This is a genomic window from Halalkalibacter suaedae (assembly GCF_017939705.1).
In the GTDB taxonomy this organism is placed as follows: Bacteria; Bacillota; Bacilli; order Bacillales; family Bacillaceae_D; genus Halalkalibacter; species Halalkalibacter suaedae.
Genome location: NZ_JAGKSQ010000002.1, coordinates 81753 through 108072 on the forward strand (window position 1 = coordinate 81753; position 26320 = coordinate 108072).

30 protein-coding genes and 1 pseudogene are annotated in these 26320 nt (G+C 36.4%); 23 read left to right on the top strand and 8 right to left on the bottom strand.

Annotated features, from left to right (window positions below; genetic code table 11):
• Positions 1-12: 12 nt before the first annotated feature.
• The 3 genes from J7W16_RS04435 (at position 13) to J7W16_RS04445 (ending at position 2746) form a co-directional block, all read left to right on the top strand.
• On the top strand, positions 13-795 hold the full coding sequence (locus J7W16_RS04435) for an HAD family hydrolase (RefSeq protein ID WP_210596020.1): 783 nt from the start codon (positions 13-15) through the stop codon (positions 793-795).
• A 349-nt stretch (positions 796-1144) separates the two neighbouring features.
• Positions 1145-2125, top strand: a complete 981-nt coding sequence (locus J7W16_RS04440) for a ring-cleaving dioxygenase (RefSeq protein ID WP_210596021.1) — start codon at positions 1145-1147, stop codon at positions 2123-2125.
• Positions 2126-2137: 12 nt separating this feature from the next.
• Positions 2138-2746, top strand: coding sequence for an alpha/beta hydrolase (locus J7W16_RS04445; protein ID WP_210596022.1), 609 nt, complete (start codon positions 2138-2140; stop codon positions 2744-2746).
• A gap of 93 nt (positions 2747-2839) precedes the next feature.
• On the opposite strand, the gene J7W16_RS04450 is transcribed toward J7W16_RS04445, so the two are convergent.
• Positions 2840-3091 carry a DUF2524 family protein gene (locus J7W16_RS04450; protein WP_210596023.1) on the bottom strand — a complete coding sequence of 84 codons (252 nt, stop codon included), beginning with the start codon at positions 3089-3091 and terminating at the stop codon, positions 2840-2842.
• Positions 3092-3278: 187 nt separating this feature from the next.
• Between J7W16_RS04450 and helD the strand changes: the two genes are divergently transcribed.
• The 5 genes from helD (at position 3279) to J7W16_RS04475 (ending at position 9893) form a co-directional block, all read left to right on the top strand.
• Complete coding sequence (helD, locus tag J7W16_RS04455) at positions 3279-5606, top strand: RNA polymerase recycling motor HelD (protein ID WP_210596024.1); 2328 nt, start codon at positions 3279-3281, stop codon at positions 5604-5606.
• A gap of 225 nt (positions 5607-5831) precedes the next feature.
• Positions 5832-6815: an aldo/keto reductase gene (locus J7W16_RS04460; protein WP_210596025.1), complete on the top strand. Its 984-nt coding sequence runs from the start codon at positions 5832-5834 to the stop codon at positions 6813-6815.
• A gap of 139 nt (positions 6816-6954) precedes the next feature.
• Positions 6955-7587: a CAP domain-containing protein gene (locus J7W16_RS04465; protein ID WP_246879853.1), complete on the top strand. Its 633-nt coding sequence runs from the start codon at positions 6955-6957 to the stop codon at positions 7585-7587.
• Between the two features lie 131 nt (positions 7588-7718).
• On the top strand, positions 7719-8852 hold the full coding sequence (locus J7W16_RS04470) for a zinc-dependent alcohol dehydrogenase (RefSeq protein WP_210596026.1): 1134 nt from the start codon (positions 7719-7721) through the stop codon (positions 8850-8852).
• A 555-nt stretch (positions 8853-9407) separates the two neighbouring features.
• Positions 9408-9893 carry a hypothetical protein gene (locus tag J7W16_RS04475; protein ID WP_210596027.1) on the top strand — a complete coding sequence of 162 codons (486 nt, stop codon included), beginning with the start codon at positions 9408-9410 and terminating at the stop codon, positions 9891-9893.
• A gap of 42 nt (positions 9894-9935) precedes the next feature.
• Here the strand turns inward: J7W16_RS04475 and J7W16_RS04480 are convergent, their stop codons facing one another.
• The 3 genes from J7W16_RS04480 to J7W16_RS04490 all read right to left on the bottom strand — a co-directional run bounded on the left by J7W16_RS04480 (position 9936) and on the right by J7W16_RS04490 (position 11311).
• Positions 9936-10331 carry a hypothetical protein gene (locus tag J7W16_RS04480; protein ID WP_210596028.1) on the bottom strand — a complete coding sequence of 132 codons (396 nt, stop codon included), beginning with the start codon at positions 10329-10331 and terminating at the stop codon, positions 9936-9938.
• 168 nt (positions 10332-10499) lie between these two features.
• Positions 10500-10844: a hypothetical protein gene (locus J7W16_RS04485; RefSeq protein ID WP_210596672.1), complete on the bottom strand. Its 345-nt coding sequence runs from the start codon at positions 10842-10844 to the stop codon at positions 10500-10502.
• A gap of 197 nt (positions 10845-11041) precedes the next feature.
• Positions 11042-11311: a hypothetical protein gene (locus J7W16_RS04490; RefSeq protein ID WP_210596029.1), complete on the bottom strand. Its 270-nt coding sequence runs from the start codon at positions 11309-11311 to the stop codon at positions 11042-11044.
• A gap of 122 nt (positions 11312-11433) precedes the next feature.
• Here J7W16_RS04490 and J7W16_RS22365 point away from each other — a divergent pair.
• A pseudogene (locus J7W16_RS22365) lies at positions 11434-11514 on the top strand (YjcZ family sporulation protein); the annotation flags it as partial.
• A 179-nt stretch (positions 11515-11693) separates the two neighbouring features.
• Here J7W16_RS22365 and J7W16_RS04500 read toward each other — a convergent pair.
• Positions 11694-11951: a hypothetical protein gene (locus tag J7W16_RS04500; RefSeq protein WP_210596031.1), complete on the bottom strand. Its 258-nt coding sequence runs from the start codon at positions 11949-11951 to the stop codon at positions 11694-11696.
• A 143-nt stretch (positions 11952-12094) separates the two neighbouring features.
• Between J7W16_RS04500 and J7W16_RS04505 the strand changes: the two genes are divergently transcribed.
• The 6 genes from J7W16_RS04505 (at position 12095) to J7W16_RS04530 (ending at position 16860) form a co-directional block, all read left to right on the top strand.
• The gene (locus J7W16_RS04505; RefSeq protein WP_210596032.1) at positions 12095-12811 is read left to right on the top strand and encodes a class I SAM-dependent methyltransferase; all 717 of its coding nucleotides are present in this window, start codon (positions 12095-12097) and stop codon (positions 12809-12811) included.
• 367 nt (positions 12812-13178) lie between these two features.
• Positions 13179-14660 carry a glucose-6-phosphate dehydrogenase gene (gene zwf / locus J7W16_RS04510; protein WP_210596033.1) on the top strand — a complete coding sequence of 494 codons (1482 nt, stop codon included), beginning with the start codon at positions 13179-13181 and terminating at the stop codon, positions 14658-14660.
• A gap of 118 nt (positions 14661-14778) precedes the next feature.
• Positions 14779-15669, top strand: a complete 891-nt coding sequence (locus tag J7W16_RS04515) for a 5'-3' exonuclease (RefSeq protein ID WP_210596034.1) — start codon at positions 14779-14781, stop codon at positions 15667-15669.
• A gap of 255 nt (positions 15670-15924) precedes the next feature.
• Positions 15925-16368: a MarR family winged helix-turn-helix transcriptional regulator gene (locus J7W16_RS04520; protein ID WP_210596035.1), complete on the top strand. Its 444-nt coding sequence runs from the start codon at positions 15925-15927 to the stop codon at positions 16366-16368.
• Positions 16369-16399: 31 nt separating this feature from the next.
• On the top strand, positions 16400-16582 hold the full coding sequence (locus J7W16_RS04525) for a hypothetical protein (RefSeq protein WP_210596036.1): 183 nt from the start codon (positions 16400-16402) through the stop codon (positions 16580-16582).
• An 80-nt stretch (positions 16583-16662) separates the two neighbouring features.
• Complete coding sequence (locus tag J7W16_RS04530) at positions 16663-16860, top strand: alpha/beta-type small acid-soluble spore protein (RefSeq protein WP_210596037.1); 198 nt, start codon at positions 16663-16665, stop codon at positions 16858-16860.
• Between the two features lie 44 nt (positions 16861-16904).
• On the opposite strand, the gene J7W16_RS04535 is transcribed toward J7W16_RS04530, so the two are convergent.
• Complete coding sequence (locus tag J7W16_RS04535; protein ID WP_210596038.1) at positions 16905-18149, bottom strand: MFS transporter; 1245 nt, start codon at positions 18147-18149, stop codon at positions 16905-16907.
• A 159-nt stretch (positions 18150-18308) separates the two neighbouring features.
• On the opposite strand from J7W16_RS04535, the gene J7W16_RS04540 reads away from it, so the two are divergent.
• Positions 18309-18449, top strand: a complete 141-nt coding sequence (locus tag J7W16_RS04540) for a hypothetical protein (RefSeq protein ID WP_210596039.1) — start codon at positions 18309-18311, stop codon at positions 18447-18449.
• Between the two features lie 85 nt (positions 18450-18534).
• Here J7W16_RS04540 and J7W16_RS04545 read toward each other — a convergent pair whose 3' ends face one another.
• Complete coding sequence (locus J7W16_RS04545; RefSeq protein ID WP_210596040.1) at positions 18535-18981, bottom strand: CBS domain-containing protein; 447 nt, start codon at positions 18979-18981, stop codon at positions 18535-18537.
• A gap of 145 nt (positions 18982-19126) precedes the next feature.
• Between J7W16_RS04545 and J7W16_RS04550 the strand changes: the two genes are divergently transcribed.
• From J7W16_RS04550 to J7W16_RS04580, 7 genes are all read left to right on the top strand, one after another.
• Positions 19127-19435 (top strand): hypothetical protein, encoded by a 309-nt coding sequence (locus J7W16_RS04550; RefSeq protein ID WP_210596041.1) that lies wholly within the window; start codon positions 19127-19129, stop codon positions 19433-19435.
• A gap of 153 nt (positions 19436-19588) precedes the next feature.
• Positions 19589-20212, top strand: coding sequence for a transporter (locus tag J7W16_RS04555; RefSeq protein ID WP_246879854.1), 624 nt, complete (start codon positions 19589-19591; stop codon positions 20210-20212).
• Positions 20213-20280: 68 nt separating this feature from the next.
• A complete protein-coding gene (locus J7W16_RS04560; protein WP_210596042.1) occupies positions 20281-20811 on the top strand; it encodes an RNA polymerase sigma factor in 531 nt (176 codons plus the stop codon).
• The gene (locus J7W16_RS04565; protein ID WP_210596043.1) at positions 20808-21737 is read left to right on the top strand and encodes a hypothetical protein; all 930 of its coding nucleotides are present in this window, start codon (positions 20808-20810) and stop codon (positions 21735-21737) included. The genes J7W16_RS04560 and J7W16_RS04565 overlap by 4 nt, the downstream gene beginning before the upstream one ends.
• A 142-nt stretch (positions 21738-21879) precedes the next feature.
• On the top strand, positions 21880-23673 hold the full coding sequence (gene pepF, locus J7W16_RS04570; RefSeq protein ID WP_210596044.1) for an oligoendopeptidase F: 1794 nt from the start codon (positions 21880-21882) through the stop codon (positions 23671-23673).
• Positions 23674-23890: 217 nt separating this feature from the next.
• Positions 23891-25090, top strand: coding sequence for an MFS transporter (locus J7W16_RS04575; RefSeq protein ID WP_210596633.1), 1200 nt, complete (start codon positions 23891-23893; stop codon positions 25088-25090).
• Between the two features lie 14 nt (positions 25091-25104).
• Positions 25105-25398: a hypothetical protein gene (locus J7W16_RS04580; protein ID WP_210596045.1), complete on the top strand. Its 294-nt coding sequence runs from the start codon at positions 25105-25107 to the stop codon at positions 25396-25398.
• Positions 25399-25466: 68 nt separating this feature from the next.
• Here the strand turns inward: J7W16_RS04580 and J7W16_RS04585 are convergent, their stop codons facing one another.
• On the bottom strand, positions 25467-26084 hold the full coding sequence (locus J7W16_RS04585; RefSeq protein WP_210596046.1) for a YitT family protein: 618 nt from the start codon (positions 26082-26084) through the stop codon (positions 25467-25469).
• Positions 26085-26320: the final 236 nt, after the last annotated feature.

Consider the following 26320-nt stretch of genomic DNA (forward strand, 5'->3'; position numbering starts at 1 on the left):
GGGGGAAACGGTATGGTGAAGGCAATCATTTTTGATCTAGACGATACATTGTTATGGGATCAAAGAAGTGTTGAGAAAGCGTTTGAAGCAACCTGTGAATTTGCGGCAGAAAAATATCAACTAGATCCAAAGAAACTAGAAGAGGTAGTTCGTGAACAAGCACGTGAACTATATGCTTCTTATGAAACATACTCTTTTACTCAAATGATTGGGATTAACCCGTTTGAAGGCTTATGGGGAAATTTTTTGGATGATGACGATAACTTTAGAAAGATGAAAGAGATTGTACCTACCTACCGGAAAGAAGCATGGACACGTGGATTAAAGTGTGTTGGAATTGACGATCCTGATTTTGGTGAAGAGCTTGCTGAGAGATTTCCACAGGAACGCAGAAATAATCCCTTCGTTTATGAGGAAACCTACAGGGTATTGGATCAATTAAAAGGAAATTACCAACTATTACTGCTGACAAATGGTTCACCAGATCTCCAGCATACGAAACTAACCATTACGCCAGAAATTGCTCCATATTTTGACCATATTGTTATTTCTGGAGGCTTTGGAAAAGGAAAACCTGATCCAAGTATATTTGTTCATGCACTTGAGCAATTGAATGTATCTAAGAATGAGGCAATTATGGTTGGTGATAATTTAATGACAGATATTTTAGGCGCCAATCGTATTGGAATGACATCTGTTTGGATTAACAGACATGATAAAGTCCGTAATGAAGTGATACCAACATACGAAATCAAACACCTAGATGAGCTTTTCTCAATTCTTGATACAAAATAAATTTACAAGAGGCTGGACAAAAGTGATTTAAAAATAGAAAATCCGAGCAATGATAGTTGGCGGACGTAAACTGCTATTGAAATATACTTTTGCTTTCCGCGGGAGTCTAAGTACATTTCGTCCGCTATGTTATTGCTTTTTCGGTCTTTCAGTTAGACACTTTTGATGTCCCAGTCTTTTGTTTTTGTTGCCATTTAATTCTATATCGAATTATAAGTAATTGAAATACTTTACATTGAATAAAATTAGATATACAATTATTGATGTAGATAAAATAATTTTAAGTGATTGCTTAGATACCGTTAAAAAGATAACAATAGAACTATTCGAATATTCGGGGAGTGATAGAATGAATTTTAAACCATTAAAGGGACAGCATCACGTTTCAGCTATTACTGGTAATGCAAAAGATAATTATGATTTTTATACTAAAATCTTAGGTTTACGTCTTGTCAAAAAGACTGTTAATCAAGATGATACCTCTGTCTATCATTTATTTTACGCTGATGAGAGAGGGAATCCGGGAACTGATTTGACGTTTTTTGAAATTCCTAATGCTGGACGAACGCACTATGGGAATAATAGTATTTCAACGACAACATTAAGAGTTCCTAATGATGAAGCATTAATCTATTGGAAGGATCGATTTGATCAATTCCAGATTGAGCGTGATGATATTTCAACAGTAAGTGGTCGAGCAGCTTTGGCTTTTCGTGATTTCGAGGGCCAACGCCTTCAGCTAGTATCCGATGAGAATAATCAGGGAGTTGCAGGTGGTAAGCCGTGGGATCAAAGTCCTGTCCCTGTTGAAAATGGAGTAATTGGCTTAGGTCCAGTCACATTAACAGTGCCGGATGCTGAACTAACAGCGAACGTGTTGACGAATGTGATGGGTTTTAGAGAAACAAGAACTTATTCTTCTCCTTCTCTTGAGCAACCACCAATTCGTGTTTTTGAGACTGGTGAGGGAGGCACTGGGGCAGAAGTTCATTTGGAGGAACGAGTAGATCTTCCTAGAGAGCGCCCAGGAAGGGGAAGTGTCCATCACGTTGCCTTTCGAGTGGAAAGTGAAGAGGAGTTAAGGAAATGGGTAGAGTATTTAAAAGAATTGAGGATGCCTAATTCGGGATTTGTTGAACGTTACTATTTCCGCTCTCTTTATTTTAGGGAGCCAAACGGTATCTTATTTGAGCTAGCGACAGATGGTCCAGGATTTGAAGGTGACGAATCATTCGAGCATTTAGGTGAGACTCTGGCACTGCCACCTTATCTGGAATATCAAAGAGAGCAAATTGAAGCTAAAATTAAACCACTTGATACAAAACGATAGGGGAGAGTACTAATGAAGCATTTATTTATTCAAGGAAAAGAAAAAAATGGCTTAACACTACTATTACTGCATGGTACTGGTGGAACAGAGCAGGATTTATTGCCAATTGCTGAAATGGTTGCTCCAGAGGCGAATGTCCTAAGTGTGCGGGGGAATGTTTCAGAGAATGGCATGCCACGTTTCTTTCGTCGGCTTGCTGAAGGTGTCTTTGATGAAGAGGACTTGATCTTTCGGACAAATGAATTAAATGAATTTGTTAATGAGCAAGCAAATGTTTATGGATTTGATCGCTCTAATGTGATTGCGATTGGGTATTCAAATGGTGCTAATATTGCAGCTAGTATGTTGTTCCATCACAAAGATTCACTAAAAGGAGCAATACTTTATCATGCTATGGTTCCACGAAGAGGGATTTCACTTCCAGAACTTAAAGATGTCTCAGTATTTATTGGTGCTGGTGAACAAGATCCTATGATACCAGCAGAACAAACAAAAGAATTAGCTGAGTTACTTCGTCAAGCAGGAGCGAATGTTGAGGAGTTCTGGCAAACTGGCGGACATCAACTGACGAGAGATGAGGTTGTAGAGAGCAAGAAATGGTTAGAGACATATCTTACTTAATTAAGAACAATTCCTAAAACAAGCGTTATTACACGATAAGCCATTGAAAGTGAGATAGCCTCCCTTCCAATGGCTTTTTTCATTGGAGTCTGATTATTGATCTAGAAGTTCTTGGACATCTTCAAGTTTTTGTTGGGCGTCTAGTAGTTCCTGTGTTCGCTGTTCAGGAGGAAAATTTTCAACCAACTTATCAATTTCAACCTTCAAATCATTAAGTTGATTTTGTGCAAATGAATATTCAGTTACGTCATTTTCACGAATCATACTAGCTTCTTGATATTCTGTTAATGCTTGATCAATTGTTTCACGAACTCTTGCCAATATAGTTTCAAATTCAGTAGGCATATCTTTCACTCCTTTTATTGTAGTACTATTCCTCTAATTAATTGTCGTTATTCTTTTCAATTGTGAAAAGGACTGATACACTACAATATGGAAAAAGGTATATTAAAGGATAAAAAGAAGTAGGATAATTTAAGTATCTGTTTATGTCGAGTATCTAAAGAAGTCTTCGCTATAGGGGAGTTGTCTTATGAACGAAAATGAAAAAGCAAAGGAACTCAATGAGGAGCAGCATCGAGTTGATGAAGTAATTGAATATATTGGTCATCAAATCGAGGAATTAGAAACTAAAGTAGGCAAGCGAAAAACCGATGCCTTTCAAATAAGAAAGAATTTCTGGGAAGATGTTACGGTTAATTTAGATAATGCTGAGGAGGCATCTGAAACATTTGCAAGTATTAAGCAGCAAGCTGAGCTATTGTCAGAAAGAGAACGCTCTCAGCAGCATGATCTGAAACTGTTAAGAAAGTTTGATCGGCTAAAACAATCACCTTATTTTGGACGAGTTGACTTTCAAGAAGAGGGAGAGCAACAGTCAGAGCAGGTCTACGTAGGAATAGGCTCTGTCTCAGATAAAGAGGGATTTGATTTCTATGTATATGATTGGAGAGCACCTATTTCGAGTTTGTATTACGATTATGGTCCAGGTCCAGCCTCTTATGATACCCCTGAAGGTCTAATTGAGGGTGAGGTCCTTCTAAAGAAACAGCTTCTCATCAAGCGGGGCAAAGTCGAGCATGTCTTTGATACAGGTGTTACGATTGGTGACGAAGTATTACAAGAAGTACTTGGTTCTCAGGCTGACGCACAAATGAAAAGTATTGTCTCGACAATTCAAAAAGAGCAAAATCAGATTATTAGGAATGAGCGTGGAAAGCTACTAATTGTCCAAGGGGTTGCTGGAAGTGGAAAAACCTCTGTTGCCTTGCAAAGAATTGCCTATCTCCTCTACCGGAATCGTGAAACACTTCAAGCAGATCAAGTGTTGTTGTTTTCACCTAATCCGCTCTTTAATAAATACGTTGCAAGTGTCTTACCTGAATTGGGTGAAGAAAATATGCAACAAACAACGTTCCAGGCGTACATACAATATCGTTTGTCTAGTCAGTTTGTATTAGAAGACCCTTTTGATCAGTTGGAGTATGTAATAACCCAAAAAGAAGATCCAGGTTATTATCAGCGTATTGAATCGATTAGAATGAAGTCAACTCTCTCCTTCATGAAGGAAATTGATCGCTATCTTCTTAAATTAGAAAATGGAGGAATGATTTTTAAAGATATTTTCTTTCGCGGAGAAGTAATTTTCACTTCTTCATGGATCAAAGAAACGTTTTATCAATTGGATTCTTCTCTTTCAATACCGAATCGACTTGAAATGGTTAGTGAGACATTGATGAGGCATGTGAAAATCATTGAAAAGGAAGAACGATTGAAAGAATGGGTTGAAGATGAAGTGGAGTTACTCGATCATGAGGTACTGCAAAAAGTCTATACTAAGCTCGAAAATGAATCAAATGACGAAAATGGTTATTACGACACAGAGCGCGAACAACATTTATTACGTTCATTGGTAGTGAAGAAGAAGATAGCAGCGGTTAAACATATCATAAAACAATTACGCTTTCTAAATATTTCTGAGATTTATTGTGAATGTTTAAAACAAATAAAAAGCGAAGAATATACTTCGATTATTTATTTCACTGAAATTATTGATAAAACAGTAAGGCAGATCGAGGAAGCAAACCTTTATTATGAAGACATTACGCCATTTTTGTATCTAAAGGGAATGCTAGAAGGGTTTGAAGTTAATACCTTAATTAAGCATGTATTTATTGATGAGGCACAGGACTATTCCCCCTTTCAATTTGCCTATATTAAAAAGATGTTCCCGGTAGCCAAGCTGACTGTATTAGGGGATATCCATCAATCTATTCATGCACATACAAATAAAGAAGATGCTTTTTTGCTTCTAGAGACGTTATTTCAGGAGCAAGAAGTTGAGAAGTACACCCTGACAAAGAGTTATCGATCGACAAGGGAAATAGTCGAGTTTACGAAAGGAATCATTGCTAAGGATATAAATCCATTTAATCGCTCAGGTTCATTGCCTATGCTAGTGAAAGTCCAGTCTGAAGAAGAACGATTTTCGCAAATAGTTGACCGTTTAACGAGAACTGAACAAAAGGAAGGAACAGTCGCGATTATTTGTAAATCGGAAAATGAAGCTTTTTTAGTGTATGAATACTTAAGAAGTCGAGTACAAGTATCGCTCATTAAAAAGAATACAACAGAATTTGACTCGAACATCATTGTTATTCCTTCTTATTTAGCAAAAGGGATGGAATTTGATAGGGTGCTTATTTTCGATGCTTCTAAAGAGAGTTACAAGGATGAGGAAGAACGAAAACTTTTTTATACAATATGTACAAGAGCAATGCATAGTCTTTGCTTATTTTATAAAAAGGAAAAAACGCCTTTCTTAGCGAATATATCAGTAGGTTTGTATGAAACGAATTGAATACGACCTACTCAACTCAAGCCTGTCTAATCATCAGGCTTGAATATTTTTTTGTTAGCTCAAGTGCATATTAGTTTCAATTCTCTTTAAATTAGTAGAGAATAGAGAATAGCAATTAACTAGTACATATAAGTTAGCCAGCATATTGTTTATCATTTGATCTTGTAAGCGTTTGCTGATGAAAAGAAAATTAAATCTGAATGATATTGAAAGGGTTGAATTAGTATGAATTATCGTCAATTAGGTACAACAGATCTTAAGTTAAGTGAACTTAGTTTTGGGACATGGGCAATTGGGGGGTCTTGGGGAAAATCGGATGATCAAGAATCACTTAGAGGGCTAGAGCGGGCAATGGAGCTAGGGGTTAATTTCTTCGATACTGCTGATGTGTACGGAGATGGTCATAGTGAAGAATTACTCGCAAAAGCAACAAAGGGTAAAGAAGATCAAATTCATATTGCGACTAAGTTTTGTCGTGCTGGAGATATTTATGATCCAAAAACTTATTCTGAGGAGCAGGTAAGAGCCTACTGTGAGGCAAGTCTTAAGCGATTAGAACGAGAGCAAATTGATCTATTTCAAATACATTGTCCACCTTTTGAGATATTGAAGGATGGTCGAGTTTTCGAAGTACTAGACAAATTGCAACAGGAAGGGAAAATCCGTTATTATGGCGTTAGTGTCGAGACTGTAGAAGAAGGTTTGTTTTGTCTTGGAAATCCGAATGTGAGAGCATTGCAAGTGATCTTTAATGTTTTGCGTCAAAAACCACTTGAGCAGCTTTTCCCAAAGGCTTCAGAAAAGGGTGTTGGAATTTTAGCGAGAGTACCCCTTGCAAGTGGATTATTAACTGGTAAATTTACATCAAATACAAGTTTTGAACAAGACGATCATCGTTATTTTAATAGTAATGGAGAAGCGTTTAATGTTGGTGAAACCTTTTCTGGACTTCCTTTTGATAAGGGAGTCGAGTTAAGTAGTAAATTGAATTGGATTAAAGATCAACGTGGAACGATGACACAGGCCGCACTACGCTGGATTTTGGACCAGAAAGAAGTCACGTGTGCGATTCCAGGCTTTAAAACAGTGAAACAAGTAGAAGATAATCTAGAAGCGATTAACGTTCCATCATTTAATTCAGATGAATTGGAGAAAATCGAGCAGTTTTATAAGCAAGAGGTTCATGAACACATTCGAGGTGGATATTAATTAAAAGCAAAAAAGAGTACCGAGGGCTAATATCCTTGGTACTCTCTTTTGCTATTTGCAAATGATTTAAAAATAGTATGTATGCTTTTATAAAACGTTGAAACAATATAAAGGAATGACACTAAACGGAGGTAAGAAAATGAAACGTATGCACATCGTTATGATTGTCGTTGTCCTTATGTCGTTATTTGCGGTTCAACCGTCAGCAGATGCTCAAATCAAGACATTTAAGGAGCCACCTTTCTCTCATTACAAGGTGTCTAAAGGTGATTCCTTCTGGTATATTGCACAGCGTTACGGCTTGAATTACCAAGAGCTAGTTCGTTTGAATCCTGATGTGGTTCCAACAAATATGCAAGTAGGTGAAGTTATTCGACTAAAAGCGGAAGCTTCTCACCATAGCACGTTTGAGGATCAAGTCGTTGCACTTGTGAATCAAGAAAGAGCTAAGCAAGGACTAAAGCCTCTTCAACATCGTGCGGATGTAAAAAATGTTGCTCATAAAAAAGCTCAGGATTTAATTGATTCAAATTATTTCGCTCATGATAGTCCTAATTACGGCTCCCCATTTGATATGCTTAGAACATTTGGTATTAGCTATCGTTCAGCCGGTGAAAATATTGCAAAAGGGCAAACAACTCCTGAGCAAGTAATGAAAGATTGGATGAATTCTCCTGGACATCGTCAGAATATTTTAAAGCCAGAGTACGATACAATCGGTGTTGGCTTCTATCATGGTGCATGGGTACAAATGTTTATCCAAGCAAGATAAGGAACAAAAAAGAATCGATAAAGGCTCAGAGCTTTTGCGATTCTTTTTTGTTTATTTAAATAACGAATATTTGATTGCTCAAGCCTAATAATAAGGGAAAGAACATACTAATTCTGAGATGAGGGAATGGAATGAAAGCAGTAACGTATCAAGGAAAGCATGAAATAGCTGTAACGAAAGTAGACTATCCTAAAATTCAAGATTCTGAAGATATTATCGTCAAAATTACATCTACAGCTATATGTGGTTCAGATCTACATTTGTATCAAGGTAATTTTCCATTGCCGATTGGATATGTCATTGGTCATGAACCAATGGGAATTGTTGAAGAAGTCGGACCAGCTGTCACTCGTTTAAAAAAAGGGGACCGTGTTGTAATCCCGTTCACCGTTGCATGTGGTCATTGCCCTTATTGTGATCATGGATTACAAAGTCAATGTGATAATTCCAATCCTCACTATGATTCAGGTGGGTTATTTGGATACTCGGAGAAATTTGGAGATTATCCTGGCGGTCAAGCCGAATATTTAAGGGTTCCTTATGGCAATTATACTCCTTTTCTAGTGCCGGCAGATTGTGAACTTGATGATGAAAAGCTATTATTCCTTTCAGATGTTCTTCCAACAGCATATTGGAGCGTCTTAAATTCAGGGGTGAAAAAGGGAGATACAGTCATTGTTTTAGGCTGTGGACCGGTAGGCTTATTCGCTCAAAAATTTGCTTGGTTAAAAGGTGCAGAACGAGTAATTGCCGTTGATTATATTCCATATCGACTGGAGTTAGCGAGAAAGATTAACAAAGTGGAAGTATTTGATTTCACAAAGCACGAGGATATGGGAGAAGTCTTGAAGGAAACGACAAAAGGTGGAGCAGATGTCGTAATTGATTGTGTTGGGATGGATGGGAAAAAATCGCCACTGGAGTTTGTCGAACAGAAACTAAAGCTACAGGGTGGTACGCTAGGCCCAATTCAAATCGCGACAAAAGCAGTGAAGAAATGTGGGACGCTTCAGATTACGGGTGTCTATGGTGGCTTGTACAATATGTTTCCACTAGGACCCTTTTTCTCGAGAAACATAAATATTAAAATGGGACAAGCACCTGCACGTCAATATATGGGTGAATTATATGACATGATTTCATCGGGTGACATTGATCCGACTTCGATTATTACTCATACCCTTCCGTTAGAAAAAGCTGCTGAAGGCTATAAGAAATTCAACGCAAGAACAGATGATTGCGTAAAAGTTATATTGAAGCCGTAGTGAAAATATATTGTCTATCCACTTCGCTAAGATTCAGTGTTTGTAGGTGTAACGACGTAGATACTAAATTAATAACCTGCTGACTAAGTCTAGTGAAAGCGAGTGTCCTGAAAAAGTTGCTTCGAACACGCTACCGGGATGGGGGGCCCAAACCCGCCGGCGGGCGTTGTACTAACCGGCTGTGCCGGTGGATTTCAACCTGCCCTTCCCTCCTGCAGGAGTCGGCCCGCCCATCCAGTCCGCTTTGATGAAAGGGTAGATGGAATTTCTCTTCTCAACAGTGAATATCAAGAGATATATAACAAACGATGTGGATAATACTCTAACCTTATTATCAGGGAGTTATTCATGAAGGTTGTTTATAAAGATTTCAAAATGAGTATTTCAGCAAGATTCATCTTAGCGGTTACGGGTGCGATCAGTACAATTATCAGCACAATTGTACTAATTTGGTTTTAAAACATACATACTCATTCTGAACATTTATCCACGATAGAAGAATTATGTATAAAAAAGTTCTTATTTTAAAACACTTAAATTAAGAGGTGATACATTATGTTGAATTTGTTAATGTCGGTAGTTTTAAGCTTTTCACTAATACATGAACAAGAAATCGAAATAGATCCTAATAAGCCATTAGGTGATGTAGTACCAATTGAAGAAGCTATATCAAATTTTGAAGAGTTGTACGATAGTAAAGTATTATCACCTAAATATTTACCTTTTGAGCCAACTGTAAGTGGTGGTTATGTTGATAAAACAGAAAAAAAAATAAGAATTGATTATTTGAATGAGAAAGATAATAAAACACTTTCGGTAAATGCACATGTAGATGATATTACCTTTGATCAAGATGGTGAAGATTTAAAATTAAAAAATGGACAAAGAGCAAAGATACTAAATGACAAGAGTATAGGATTTATATTTGTTTATTTTAAATCAAATGGTTTGACTTATCTTGTAGGTATTAATAGGAGCAAATATCCTAATGACGAGGTATGTATAGAAGAACTGACTAAAGTAGTAAATTCTATGAATTAAAAAAAAAACACACATGTTGTATTCAAACAACATGTGTGTTTTTTACCAGTTTGTATCTATAATACCAAATCCTTGACAGCCAGTTTGTCCATTCCCACCACATGCAGCTCGTAAGAAATAAGATCCATTACTTGGAGCATCGAAGTATCCATAGGATTCCCCTGAACCCGCTGGTGCTGTTTTTACTATTGAAACTAATTGATGTTGACCGTAGGCCCCGACACGGTAGACACCAAAACCTACAGCATGTCTACTTTTTTGAGTAGTTACTTGATAATAAATTCTATCACCTTTGATAGCGTAATGATTGTTCGATACATTGTTATGAAGAGATGAATTTAATCTGAAAGTTTCTGAAGAAGCGGATGCTGAAGCTGTTGAAATAAAGAAAATTGCTAAAACCATAACAAATGCTGAAAAGATTCTTTTCTTATTCAATTTTATTACCCTCCTAAAAGTTTATAATTATCAATTCAACAAAAACCATAAAATACCTTTTTTGTAAAAAATTAAATCTACTAATTAGTTTTAAATATCTTCTCCTTATCGGGCCTAGTTTTACACCAAAAAAATCATTTCGTCGCAAATTGACGCCTTTATGTGTCTCTAATGACGATTTAAAATGATTTCTCTTAGAAAACCTGCAAGTGTAGCATCGTCCTTTTCGATCTCCAAAGCATCCCAGATTTCATCTGGTAGCGTGATAGATACTTTTTTTGTTGTTCCCAAAGAGGGACGACCCGCACCTTTTCTTTTTCCCCCTCTTACCTTGTATTCAACTGTCTCTTCATTTTTATGAACAAAATTCGCTTGTGCAAATTCGAGATAACCTCGAATCGTCTGGAGATCCTCTACAATCGTTTTATTTGGCTCTAGGTTGCGTTCCTCCATAACCTTCAGACAGGTACGAAGCTGAAACAAACCTACAGCTTCTGGCTTTTCAACTGTCAAAGAAAAGTTAAATCAAGTGAAAAAAGCCATCAAAAATTCTCTAGTTTGGGTCTCTTCGGCATGCAAGTTCACTGTGCTATTACAATTTTTCGTAGTTAAATTCAAATGAATTATGAACATGAAATAGGAAGAAATAAATAAGGAGACAGGTCGATTATCCATAATATGGGTCATCTTTTCCTGTACTCCTATTTTTACTACATAAAAAAGATCCGCATAATACTGGCCATAACAGCAAGCACGCTAATTCCTGTTCCGGCTGACCATTTAACTATTTGTAATTGCTGGCGATTCAGAAGGTTTTCAACATCTCTTTTCGTCATAACGCTTTTTACATTTAGATGATTATCGACGATTGTGTGGACATCATTTTCGCTCGTATTCAACTTTTCCAAATATTCGATTCGGGTTTCTAAGCTTTGAACCTTTACTTCTAATTCCTTAAGCTTAATTTCGGTTTCAGACATAATTTCACCTCATACAACAGTTAATCTAAATAATTTTAAAGGGTTTTTCACAAAAAAGTGATCAATGCATAGATTAAACAGTGTGAAGCGATGGTGCTTCAAAATTGAAAGGAGTGTTTTAAATGAGTGCAGGATATACTGGAGGTTTCTCTTTAATCGTTGTTTTATTTATTTTATTGGTAATTGTAGGTGCTAGCTGGTTAGGTACTGGGGCTGGTGCTGGCTACGGTGCAGCAACACCAGGCTATGGTTACGGATACGGTTACTAAAATCAAAACTAGGCTGTTTTAATACAGCCTAGTTTTTTTTTGAATACTTTGAGAAGAACCAAAAAGGTTTGTGTCTCTTTTTGGTCCATAAGTTGATTAGATTTTTAACTTTCTTACCAGAAAAACAATCCAGCTAATGCTAAGCCTGCAATTGCCCCAAGTGCAATTGGGTAGCCAACGCCTGGTCTATATCCATAACCACCATAATATCCGTAACTAATACCACCAAACCTTTGTGAATATCCCTCTGGTTCAATGAATACATGCGTTTGGGTCACTTGTGTAATTTTCCCAATATGACAGTGACCATGTTTATCAGTAATATTAACCATTTTTCCTTGATATCTACAACAAAGATCGTAATAATGCATAGTCATTCTCCTTTCGTGAATATCTATTTTCTGTATATCATATTTGCAACTAATTGTTCTGCTTGTTAAGTTGCCTAGATTTATAGTTAAATGTACGAATGCCTTTGAGCAGGCATATGATAATTGGGGAAAGGAGAGGTTCTATGAATTCAATTTCTTATATCGATTGTATTGCTCAATTAGGCGTGGGTAGCTCCCATCCAGGAGGCCTTCATAGTTCTAAAGAGATATTGCTTAGCGAGCCAATTGATAATAAAATGAAGATCCTCGATCTTGGCTGCGGAACAGGTGTGACGTCAGAACTATTAGCAAAGACTTTTCAATGTGAAATGTATGCGATTGATCAACATCCAATTATGCTTGAGAAAGCACAGCAACGATTTCAAACAGTAGAAGAGAAAATTAATCTATTTGATGCATCAATAGAACAATTACCATTCGAAGATGAAAGCTTTGATTATGTTATTTCAGAGTCAGTACTCTCATTTGTTCAATTAGAGCAAGTGTTAGAAGAATGCTATCGAGTGTTGAAAAATGATGGTGTTTTGATTGTCCATGAAATGACCTTGTTGGCTCCGTTAGAAATGAAAGATATTGAAACACTAAAGAATTTTTATCAAGTACATCAAATTTTGCTGCCAGATGAATGGGATTTAATCTTTGCAGAAAAAAAATTTTCCGATGTGAAAAGATTAGATTTTCATTCTTGGAAATCAAATAAAACACCAGCTAATGAAATTATTTTATCTGAGTCTATTGATCCTCGTATATATGATGTGCTAGAACAGCATGAAAAGGTAATGGAACAGTACTCAACCAAAATAGGTAGTGGAATTTTCAGATGTGTTAAAAAAGTCTAATAAAAAAATGAAAGATCATTTGTGGTCTGTTGTGTAACAGGAATATAAATTGATCTTTCTAAAAATTATGATTAATCAATAAAGATTAGTTGACTTGTAGGCTCGTAAAGTATATTATTTTTTGAATAATGATAATATTTAATGCATAATAAGAGTAATCATCTTATTTAAAATAAAAATGATTAAAAGGGAGGAGATGAAAGCAGGTAATCGTATACCTTTGAATCTAAAGGTTCTGGTGATTTAACATGATAATATTAAGGAATCTAGGGGAAAATGATAAGACTGGAAAGTTGATTTTTCCTACCAATATGCGATACATTTTTATATACAGAATAAATAGACCTAAAAAAAGAGAGGCAATCTAATGGAATCAAATAACCCTAAAACATCGTTGGTCATTTTTGGAGCAACTGGAGATTTGGCAAAAAGAAAACTATTCCCATCAATCTTTAAGTTATATAAAGCCGGAAAGCTAGCTGAAGAATTCGCTGTCGTTGGTGTAGCGAGAAGAGATTGGTCAAATGAAACGTTACATGAAGTTGTAAGTAGCTCTTTAGGAGATGAGGATCCGAAACTTGTAAAACAATTCTGCTCACATTTCTATTACCTTGCGTTCGATGTAACAAATAAGGATTCGTATCAAGAATTAGATCGTATGCTTACTTCCTTAGAAACAAAGTATGAAATACCTGGAAATCGTATCTTCTATATGGCGATGTCACCAGAATATTTCGGAACCATTGCTTTAAACTTGAAGAAAGAAGGCGTAACAGATACAAATGGTTGGACAAGATTAATGATTGAAAAGCCATTTGGTCATGATTTAGAATCAGCTAAGAAGTTAAACAATGAAATACGAGAGGCTTTTTCGGAAAGCGATATTTATCGGATTGATCATTATCTTGGTAAGGATATGGTCCAGAATATTGAGGTTATTCGTTTTGCTAACGCGATTTTCGAACCACTTTGGAACAATCAATACATAGCAAATGTTCAAGTAACATCAAGTGAAACACTAGGCGTTGAAGATCGTGGTGGCTACTATGAGCGTTCAGGAGCTCTTCGTGATATGGTTCAAAATCATATGATGCAAATGGTGTCATTACTGGCAATGGAACCACCTATTAGATTAACTACAAATGAAATTAGAAGTGAAAAAATCAAAGTGTTCCGAGCTCTACGTCAATTATCAAAGGATCAATTACAGGATTATGTTGTTCGAGGTCAATACGGGCCAGGCAATGTACAAGGAAAAGAAGTTACAGGCTACCGTAGTGAAAAGAATGTTGATGAAGAATCATATACTGAGACATTTGTTGCAGCGAAGCTACTAATTGATAATCATCGCTGGGCGGGGGTTCCGTTTTACATTCGTACAGGGAAACGAATGAAAGCTAAATCCACTAAAATTGTCATTGAATTTAAGAATCGTCCAATGAAACTTTATTATAGTGAGAATGATGCCAAGTACACGAATTTATTAGAAATTAATATTCAGCCAGATGAAGGAATTACTTTACACCTAAACGGAAAAAAAGTTGGAAGCTCTGGAAAATCAACACCTGTTGAATTAACTTATAGCAATAATAGTATTGATACAGCGAATACACCAGAAGCCTATGAACGTCTAATTCACGATTGTATTCTTGGTGATGCAACGAACTTTGCACATTGGGATGAGGTTGATCTGACGTGGACTTATGTTGATGTGATTTCACAGGTATGGGAAACAAAGAAGAGTGATTTAGCGATTTACGAATCAGGAACAATGGGTCCACAAGCATCAGATGATTTGCTTGCAAAGGATGGCTTTCATTGGTGGCCGATCGTTAATGAAGAGAATTAATATACTACTTGAGTGTCTAGGCTATAAAGGCCTAGGCACTCTTTTTTCCATTTCTGGGATAAAACCTTGGCTTCTTACATGTGATATAATAGTTTGTGAGAAAAAGGAGAGATGCTAAATGGAGAAGAAAAAAGTAATGTTAGTTGATGGCATGGCGTTATTGTTTCGTGCATTTTATGCTACGGCAATGAGTGGCTATTTTATGATAAATAGTAAAGGGGTTCCAACAAATGCAATCCATGGTTTTACAAAACATCTCTTTACGGCAATAAATGAATTCAAACCAACACATGTTATTTGTTGCTGGGATATGGGGAGTCAGACTTTTCGTACAGAGCTCTATTCAGAATACAAGGCTAATAGAGGGGAAGCACCAGTGGAGTTAATTCCACAATTTGACCTTGTAAAAGAAGTCGTACAAGAATTAAATATACCTAATATCGGTCTTGCTGGTTATGAAGCAGATGATTGCATCGGGACTTTAACGAATCAATTAAAAGGCGAAGCAGAGGTGCTTATTTTAACAGGAGATCAAGATATTCTGCAATTATTAGATGAGGATATTTCCGTTATTCTATTGAAAAAAGGGTATGGGAATTATCAGGTGTTCCAAGAGCAAAATTTCATAGATGAAAAAGGGATTACATCAAAACAAATGATTGATTTGAAGGCACTGATGGGAGATAGTAGTGATAATTACCCTGGTGTAAAGGGAATAGGTGAAAAGACAGCATTAACCCTATTGCAAAAGCATCAAACAATTGAAGGTATCCTAGAAAATCTTGAAAGTCTTACAAAGGCACAAAGGAACAAGATTGAGACGGATTTAGAGATGTTACATCTATGTCGTACGTTAGCTGCGATTCATTGTGAAGTCGATGTATGTTGTTCTTTAGAGGACTCATTGCTGTCAATTAATCGTAACAAAATGCTAGCTAAGTTTAATGAACTTGAATTAAAGAATTTAGATACAATTTTATTAGATGAACAAGAATCGCTCTTTGTATAAAGGGCCCACTGAAAAAGCCCCCTTGAGCAGATTCAGGGAAGCACAATTGCTTCACGCGTTATGCACGCCTGCTATGAAAAAAATATTCATAGCAGGCTAAAAGAATACAACGGTTCCGCTCATTGCTTAAAGGCCACTAAAAAAAGAAAACGTTACCTTTTTGTGGAATTTTTATTTAACCTAAATGTAAAAGCAATTAATTAATTACTTGCAAAATGCAATTAAAAATGATATAACATAAATAGAGGTGAGAAAATGGAAAATATTAGAGAGGTGTTTCAGGTATTTGGAAGAAGGTTTGGGATTTTAAATAAAAACTGTTGTGGGGTTGGGGAAGCAGTAACGCCTGTTCAGAGTCATATCATTTATGAGATAGCGAAATTAAAAGAAGGAAGTATGCAAGAGGTTGCTGAAGTTCTGAATAGTGATATCACGACATTTAGTAGGCAAATCCAAACGCTTGTTAAAATGGGATTGGTTAGTAAACATGCCTCTGTTAAGGATAAACGAATGTATTTATTATCCTTAACTAAAAAAGGGATGGAAGTTCATACAGGTATAGGGGAAGAAATGGAACGCAATTTAGAAAATTTATTTAAAAATATGACTCTTTTTGAACAGGAAACAGTTATACGTTCATTACAGTTACTTAACAAACATATGGGTGAATCGACCTCTTGCTGTAAAACGATTATATAGTTGTAAAATACAAATAAAGGTGGGTATAAGAATGAATAACTATGACGTCTTAAAGGTGCATTACCAAATGAAACAAGAGGAAATTGAGAAACTTAGAATAGAACATACATTTACAACTAAGAGAAGGTCATTTAGTTTTCGCATGGTACTTAATCGTTTTAAAAAAGACCGAAAAATCAGTCAACGACAGCAAGGTTGTTGTCCCGCCATATAATATGAAAAGATTGCCAGCATATTCTATCCACTTCTTCACACAATAGGTTTGAAGACAAAATAAAAAAGAGGTGAAGAAGAATGGCAAACAGCAGCAATAAGCTTATCGTACCAGGTGTTGAGCAAGCACTTGAGCAGATGAAATATGAAATTGCCCAAGAGTTTGGTGTTCGACTTGGCTCAGATGAAACAGCTCGTTCAAATGGCTCTGTAGGCGGAGAAATCACTAAGCGCCTCGTACAACAAGCTGAACAACAATTTAACGGTACACAACAATAAAATAGGTTATGGATGAGGTGCCCAACTAAGTTGGGCACCTCTTTTTAATTTGGAATATTTTTATTGATCCATTGGTCTGAAGGAAGAAAAAATGTCAAAACACCAATAACGGGTAAACCAGCGATGATAAGCATTGTATTCGTCATACCGATGAAGTCGGCAAGCACTCCTAAACCAACAGAACCTAAGGCTCCCATCCCGAAAGCTAGACCAACAATTAAGCCAGAGACGGTTCCAACCTTTCCTGGAACTAATTCTTGAGCATAAACAACAGCAACTGAGAAGCTAGATAAGATAACGAATCCGATTAATGCAATAAGCGGGTATGCTAATATTGATCCTACATGTGGAAGCACTAAGCTTAATGGTGCTGAGCCCAGCATTGATAAAAGTAGGATATTCTTTTTACCAAAACGATCGGAAAGTGGCCCTCCTGCAAACGTTCCGGCTGCTCCCGCTGCTAAAAAGATAAATAAATAAATTTGTGCCTCTCCAATTGACAGGTTATACAGCTCTATTGCATAGAAAGCGTAGAAATTAGTGATTCCAGCATGAAACCATGAACGAGCAAAGACTAAGAAAATTAACAAGCAGATAGCCATTAGAACAATTTTCTGTTTGGTGAGCTGCTCAGGAGTTTTGCTGATTTTTGTTTTCTTTTTTTCCTTGACCTTGAAATGATTTATCTGACCTGTATACCAGTAAGCTGTATAGATAAGTAACAGGATTGCTAATCCAGCAACAAGAGTAAACCAGATTGATCCAAACTGCCCTAATGGAACAAGGATAAACGCAGTTATTAATGGTGCAAGTGCTTGCCCACTATTACCTCCAACTTGGTAGATCGATTGTGCGAGCCCACGCTTTCCTCCAGAAGCCATATAAGCGACACGGGACCCTTCAGGATGAAAGGTGGCTGAACCAATACCAATCAATGTCACTGATAGGACGACAAACCAAAAAGAGGGTGCAAAGGCTATGCCAAGTACACCGACAAATGTGAAGCACATGCCAATAGGCAAAGCAAAGGGTGACGGTTTTCTGTCTGTGTACAAGCCGACAGCAGGCTGAATTAGAGAGGCTGTTAAGTTGAGTGCAAAAGCAATCAAACCTAGCTCTGTGAAGGTTAATCCCATTGATTGCTGTAAAATAGGAAACATTGCTGGAACAAGTGCTTGGATCGCGTCATTTAACAAATGGACAAAGCCAATCAGTAGTAAAATTCGATAGGCTGTTTTAGTTTTAGCCTCTGGGTTAGATACATGTTTGGCTTGCTCTACAGCTTGCATAAAAACCCTTCTTTCTTTAATAAAAGTGTCCATTTATTATAACGTATTTTGCGATTGAAATCTTGGTTTAATATATTAATAGATGGAAAAAAATGAAAAAAGAAAGAATGCTTTTAATTAAGCTAGGGGATAATATAGGTGCGAAAGGAGGTGGAAACAATGGCTAAACGTAATAAAAACAATAAAAATAACAACAATGATAATAATTTAGAGGTAGCAGCTAATGTTGAATTAGCTGAAGAGAATGACGCACAAGATTTAAATCGCAACAATAATCGCAAAAACCGCAAAAACAAATAAAAACTAACATAAAACATACTGTTTTTTAGATTGCACATAAAGAGGGTGTCCAACTATTGGACACCCTTTTAATTTACCCTAAGAATTACGAATGATGGTGATGTTCAGAGATTTCAGACAGTGCGACACCAGCTTCATCAATAAGGTCGGTATGAATGGCAAGGTCACCAATGGCGACAATCCCAACTAGCTCTCCATTATCAACGATTGGCAAACGACGAATTTGGTGCTCTGCCATAATGGCAGCAGCCTCATTAATATCTGTTTTCGGATTTGCGACTGTTAAGTTTGTAGACATACATTGTGCAATAGGGATATGTGTATCTTTCCCTTCGGCAGTAGATCGTAACGTAATGTCACGGTCAGTAATGATACCTACAAGCTTCTTATTTTCAATTACAGGAATTGAACCAATATCATGTTGCTTCATCAAGATTGCTGCTTCTTGAATCGATTGGTCTGGAGTAACAGTGATAACATCTGTTGCCATTAATTCAGTTAAATTATTTGTCAAATGAAACACCCCCTTCATAAGCAGTATTTGATTTATGGATTAATTTATACTGCAGCATCAGTTAACAAGAAGTGGAATCATTCACTTGGAAATTATGGGAAGGTTAGAAAAGATTAAATAGAAAAATGCTCTTTTCACATACTATAAAAAAAGGAGTGAGAAGATGAACTATACAAATGATGCACGATCATATTTTGTGTTGCCTTTTTTCGGTGGCTTGACTGCAGATGAGGGGGAGGATATGAAGAGTGAACACGACACTTATGATGTTTATGTCGAAAATGAATTTGTGGGTAAAAAAGTTCTTTTGACCGAGAATGATGATATTAATGATGTGTTGGATTTTGTTTCTAGTCAAGGAATAACTGATGTTAAGGCACATCTCAATGGTGATCATTATCTTATTGAGGCAAACAATGAAGATATTGAACGTACAAAAAAGGTCATTTCAACGTACCTAGAAAACAGATAATAAAAATAGTAAAAGAAAACTTGATTTTGCGTAATCCCCTAATTATAAAAGGTTTATGTATTAGAGGGTGGCTCAAATGGAAATGATCCTTTTGAGTCACTCTCTTTTTGTTTTGCTATAATGAATGTAGTCTTGCTGTAGGGGGATTTTGGCTTGTTGTATAAACATTTATATGAAGGAATTATGATTTTATTTGTGATGATAACTCTATTTACATTATGGACAGATCATGGGATGAATCCGATGGTTAATTTTTTTGTTTGGATTGTGTTTTTTATTGATTTTATGGTTCGCTTTATTTTATCAAAAGAAAAGTGGATTTTTGTTAAAAGGAATCCGTTCTTAGTTATTGCCATTATTCCTTTTGATCAATTTTTTCAAATAGCCCGTATTGTTCGTTTGATTTATTTCTTTCGATTGAAAACGATCACTAAGTACTATGTTCAACCCTTTGTCGATAAAATGACATTTCGGACAAAATTGCTGATGCTTTTTACTCTGTTGTGGTTCTTAGCTGGAGAAGCGTACCTCCTATATATCATTGAAGAACATATTGAATCTTATTTTCATTCTATTCGAATTGTCACTCAGCAATTATTGTTTTTTGGTCAACGGGCGACGGAAGTTCAATCTAATCTGTCGGTCTGGTTATTTGTTGTTACAACCATTATCGGGGTACTCTTGCACGGAATCGCCCTACAATGGGTATTTGTCCAAGGAGAAAGATGGTGGCAACAAAGAAAGCAAAATCAAAAGACTGATTTCAAAGGTTTTTGAAACGTTTTAAAACTTGCGATCGTTACATGATTAGATGAATGGAAAATAAGGATACGGAGGGTATAAATATGGAAGAAGAGCTGCTGGTCCGGGCCAAAAAGGGGGATGATGATGCGTTTGGACAATTAGTTGAGATGCATCTAAAAACGGTAGAAAAGTTTGCTTTTCAAATTGGTGTTTCACCGATTCATATAGAAGACGTCACGCAAGAGGTATTTTTGAAAGTCTATCGCTTTTTAAATAAGCATACTCGAGGTAAATTTACGACATGGCTCTATACGATCACAATGAATGTTATTCGTGATTTCTACCGGAAAGAGCAACAAATGAAACGAAAAACAGTTGAACTGCAGCGCTACTCGCTTCACCAGACATATGTAGATGACCATCTTGATGAGGACTCGAAGGAACTGCATTTAATGATTCAAAAGCTTGATGAAAAGTATCGGATTCCGATTATATTACATTATTTTCATGGTCAAAACTATCAAGAAATTGCGAATGTTTTAAGTGTGAGTGAAGGAGCAATCAAGACTCGAATCTTACGTGCAAAGCAGAAGCTAAAGGCAGAATATGAAAAGGTAGGTGAACAGCTATGACTGACAAATTCGAACAAAAAATGGAACAACTAAACATCCAGTACGAACAAATCCCAACCCATTCATCGAGTTCTTCGATAATGAATCATATTAAGAAACAAGAAAGAAAACGGAAATGGCTGAAGCCTGTTGTACCTAAACAATTGCAAGTAGCTGCCTTAATTATCTTAACGATTGGGATAGGTTATATTCTTGGCATAAGCGGTTCGATGAATGAATTATCGCAAAATAGTGCATCTGAAGAACAAGCTACTACAGAAACTGGTGACTCGAATTTATACCAGTCAGGTTCGGAGGAAATGCATTCAAATAGGATCGCTGAGGAAGATGATGAATCAACCTCAATAATGGAAGGAGCACCAACAGAAGAGGGCGATGAGTCTGCTTCAATAATGGAAGCAGTACCAACAGAAGAAGCTATAGAAGCCTCTTCTAAGACAATTATTACTCGAAATTCTGAGGGGGAGAGCGTTGAGAAAGAAGTCACTAGTCTTGAAACAAAATTTAACTTCAGAACGTATTATGACTCAAGCTTCACTTCAGAACATTATGCAAATGATGAAATGGAAAGCTACAAAATCTTTCCTATATTTAATGAGCAGCAAATGGCTGAGGTTGTATTTGAGATTACCAAACTAAATATTGCGGATGCGAATCAGCAAATAGATAGATACCAAGAGATATTAAGGGAAGAAGGTTTCACTATTATTGATCAATCAGTGGAAAAAGGTTATTTCTTTGGTACAGAATCTGAAGTCATTACAGAATTCATGGCAGAAAAAGGAGAGATTAATACACATATTTCTCAAATCGCTCGCGGTGAGGATATTTACTTTATTCGAACAGATAGGCTTGCTGATTCTGAAACAATTGAGCGTTTAGATTATGAATTTAATTTTATTATAGAAAACAATGAGTGGTTCTAATGCTGGTAGAGTTGGCTTAGTGTGTCTTAGGGGCGAGAGTTCCAAAGACACACTTTTTTTTAAAGCTGATCATTGTTCATAATCTATTGTTGTATAGTAATATATAACAATAGGTACATTAATTAAAAAAGGAGTTGTTTGAATGCAATATCAATCTAGAAAAGACGTACCAATTGCTGAGACATGGGATTTAACGGATATTTTCAAAACTGATGCAGTTTGGGAACAAGCATGTAAAGAGGTAGAAGAGAGTGTTGGGAAATTAAAGGCATTTGATGGTGCAATTACAGATGCTACTTCTTTGTATAACTATCTATTTACTAGTGAGGAAGTCGGCACAACCTTTAAAAAAGTCTATGTTTATGCGATGTTACATTTAGATCTAGATACAAGAGATAGCAAGGCACAAGTCCTTTTAGACAGGGCCAAACAAATTGGAGTGAAGCTTAGTGCAGCTACCTCGTTTTTTATGCCTTTTTTACTAAGTTTAGATGAAAACACGTTAAAAAAATACATAGCAGAAAAAAAAGAACTTTCTTATTTTGAAGAAGATTTATTGGAGTCGTTTAGATACAAGGCCCATGTTCTTTCTAAAGAAAAAGAAGAAGTGTTATCTGAATTAGGTGAAGCACTGTCTGTACCAAGCACGACATTCGGGATGATTAATAACGCTGATATCCAGTTTGGAGAAGTGACAAATGAACAAGGGGAAAAGGTTCAATTAACGAGAGGAATGTATTCTAAATTAATAGAGAGTCCTGATCGTAATGTACGTAAAGAAGCGTATAAGGCGTATTACAAACCATATCTCGAAAGTAAAAATACAATTGCGAGCACGCTCGCTGCAGCAATTAAGAATAATGTAACGCTATCTAGAATGCGACAATACCCATCTGCACTACAAAAGGCTCTCTTTCCTGATAAAGTACCTCAAGATGTCTATGACAATCTAATTGAGACAACAAGAGAGCACTTATCATCGATGAACCATTATCAACGACTACGTAAAGAAACACTTGGACTAGATGAATTACGTGCATATGATCTAAATGCACCACTAGTTAAAGATGTGAAAAACGAAATTTCTTACGATGAAGCGTTTGATACAATGTTAAAAAGCTTGGAGCCACTAGGTGAAGATTACATCTCGACATTAAAACAATTTAAAGAAAAGCGTTATTTTGATGTGAGAGAGACACCGGGTAAACGATCAGGTGCTTATAATCTTGGTTTGTATGGTGTACATCCATTTATTTTGTTAAATCATCAAGATGATCTCGATAGTTTGTTTACTCTAGTTCATGAATGTGGTCATGCAATGCATTCTCATTATTCATCAACCCATCAACCACAAATTACAGCTGGCTACTCAATCTTTGTTGCGGAGGTTGCTTCAACAGTAAATGAAATTCTACTCATTCGTTACTTATTAAATGTGACGACCGATGAACAAATGAAAAAGCATTTGATTAATCACTTTATTGATAGCTTTAAGGGGACATTATTTACCCAAGTTATGTTTGCTGAATTTGAAAAAACCGTTCATGCGAAAGCTGAAAATGGTGAACCATTAAACGCAGACGCGTTTAATGAAGTGTATGAAAAGATATTTAGGGATTTTAATGGTGAGGATCTTGTCTTTGATGATGAAGTGAAATTTGGATGGTCACGAATTCCGCATTTTTATCGTCCGTTCTATGTATATAAGTATGCAACGGGCTACGCAGCTGCGATTCAAATAGCGGATAAACTATTGGCTGGGGACGCGGAAACAAAAAGTGCTTATTTACAATTCCTTCAAAGTGGTAGCTCTGATTACCCACTTGAGTTATTGAAAAAAGCTGGAGTAGATCTAACCACACCGGAGCCGATCAAACATGCACTTCGTATATTTGATGATCTAGTTACCGAATTCGAGGTATTGCTAAAAAAATAGCTGGCGATTTAGGAGAGGAGTCGCAGCGTCTTATCAAACAGAGTGGAAACCCAATTATTTGGGTCTCCACTTTTTTTGTTTTGGGTATTTTTAATTGATTTAGTTGCATCTTAAGAAGAGGTGAAAAACGATCATTTCATAAAGGAGTGTGAGATAACTATTGGCAACTAAAGGAAATGGCTTGGTTGTTTTAGCAATAGGTTCAATACCTTTAATTATGACACTTGGCAACTCTATGCTAATCCCCATTCTGCCGAAAATGGAATCAGAACTAGGGATTACCGCATTTCAGGCAAGTTTGACGATTACAATTTTCTCGATAACAGCTGCCATATCCATTCCTATTTTAGGTTATTTATCAGATCGAATTTCTAGAAAAGCAATTATTATTCCCGCTTTGGCTATTTACGGTATTGGTGGTCTTCTTGCCGGTATAGCTGCTGCATGGTTTTCTGGAGCCTATTTATGGATTATGATTGGACGTGCTTTACAAGGGATTGGTGCTGCTGGAACTGCTCCAATTGCCATGGCTTTAACAGGGGATTTATTCAAAGGTGGAGCACAGAGTAAAGTCCTTGGTGTTGTAGAGGCTTCAAATGGATTCGGGAAAGTGTTATCACCAATTGTGGGCTCGTTGTTAGCATTAATCGTCTGGTATGGCCCGTTTTGGGGATTTCCAATCTTTTGTATCATCTCAATTTTATTAACTGGTATTTTTGTTAAAGAAAAACCAAAAAAGAAACAAGCTCCTCCTGTAGGTAAATACATCAAAGGGTTATTAGGTGTTTTCAAAGAGGAAGGTCGTTGGTTATTTACAGCTTATTTAGCAGGAGCGACCTGTTTGTTTACTTTATTTGGTATTTTGTTCTACCTTTCCGATACATTAGAAACTCAGTACAATATTGACGGAGTGTTAAAGGGAGCGATTCTTGCGATACCTTTGTTGTTTTTGATGGTAACGTCGTTCACAACAGGAAGTAAAATTGGGAAAGATATGAAGAGGATGAAAAAGTGTATATTAATTGGCTTTTTATTAATGACAATTTCTTTTGCTTCTCTTGTATTCTTCACTAGTCTTGTTCCATTTATTGCTGTACTAGCCATTAGTAGTGTAGGGACAGGGCTTGTACTACCTTGTTTGAACAGTCTTATAACAGGGTCTGTTGGACAACAAATGCGTGGGTTTGTAACGTCCATTTATGGGTCGGTTCGCTTTTTAGGTGTTGCTGCTGGACCGCCAATTTTTGAATTTTTGATGAATTGGTCTAGAACAGGAATGTTTTTAAGTACTGCAGCATTAACACTCATCGTAGGTATACTTAGTTTATTATTAATCCATGTTAAAAACCAAGATCATAAAGGTGACGAGCCTGAGGTAAAGACATTATTTAAACGACTACAGCTTGCGTCGGAATAATAAAGGAGGATATTATGCAGATATACTTTTCGCCAGAATTTATGAATGAAAATGCTCAAGTTCTAAACATTGTGACAGATGATAATAAACCAGTAGGCTATATGGCATTTTTAATGGAGGAAACAAAGAAAAAAATGTATGTATATGGACAATTAGAAGAAGAGGGTGTTTATGAGGATTTCAAGGATTTGGTAAAGCCTTACCTACAAGGGTTGACGAAATTAAAACCGGGGCTAGAGGTGTTTTCATACTTAACGGTCGGTGGAAAAAAAATTGAACTTGAAGCCAAGAAAAAAGAAGAAGAGTAATAATTGACTAAACACCATCATTTAGCATCTTCGTAAGAGGCTAAATGATGGTGTTTATGTATATAAACTTATTTTTTTCTAATTCCGATAAGTCCAGCACCTAGTTCTTTTATCGAATAGGTGAAAATGAAGTCTACAACACGTGTCGATAACCACTGCGAAAAGACGGCTTGGACGATAATCCTCCAGTCAATGATAAAGCCAGTAATGATAAAAATACATCCATTTAACCAGAAGAGTGGTTTACCTGGTCTGATTTGACGGTATTTAGCGAAAATCAAAGCAAGTACGCCCATTCCCCCATTTGATACACCTTGTTTCAAGAGTATTCCAACTCCCAATCCTAGAATCACTGAACCCAGTATTAAATCTAGAAGTGGGTGAAGTATTGGCTTAATCAGGTATAGATTTGCAAGATAAATACTTGCCGAGGTAATGGTGATTGCATACATAGTTCCAATGGCACTTGAGTTTCCTAGCCAGTAAATTGCTACAACTAATAAAGAGAAGTTGACGATCCAAAGAGCGAAACCTAAAGGAATGTCAAACCAATAATTTAACAAAACAGCTAAGCCACCAGCACCACCAGATGGAATTGAATGCGGAAACAAAAAAAGTGCCATTGCCATACCTTGAATGACTCCACCACTGGTGATCCAAGCATATGTTTTCAAATTATTTATCATGGCATGTCATTCCTTTGCAGGGTTCATTTAGATTACTCCTTTTTTTATAAAAGAACATACATAAGGGGCTAATCCTTAACCATTATTGTGTTGAGATTTGCTACGTGAGGACTTGTCTCTTTTTGATGTTTATTATTAATCGAAAAAGTTTATGTTTTTTCTTTTCAAAAACCCAAACATTTTTTGACGGTATACATAGGATAAAGTGTGTGAGGGATACTTCACAGAAAAACATG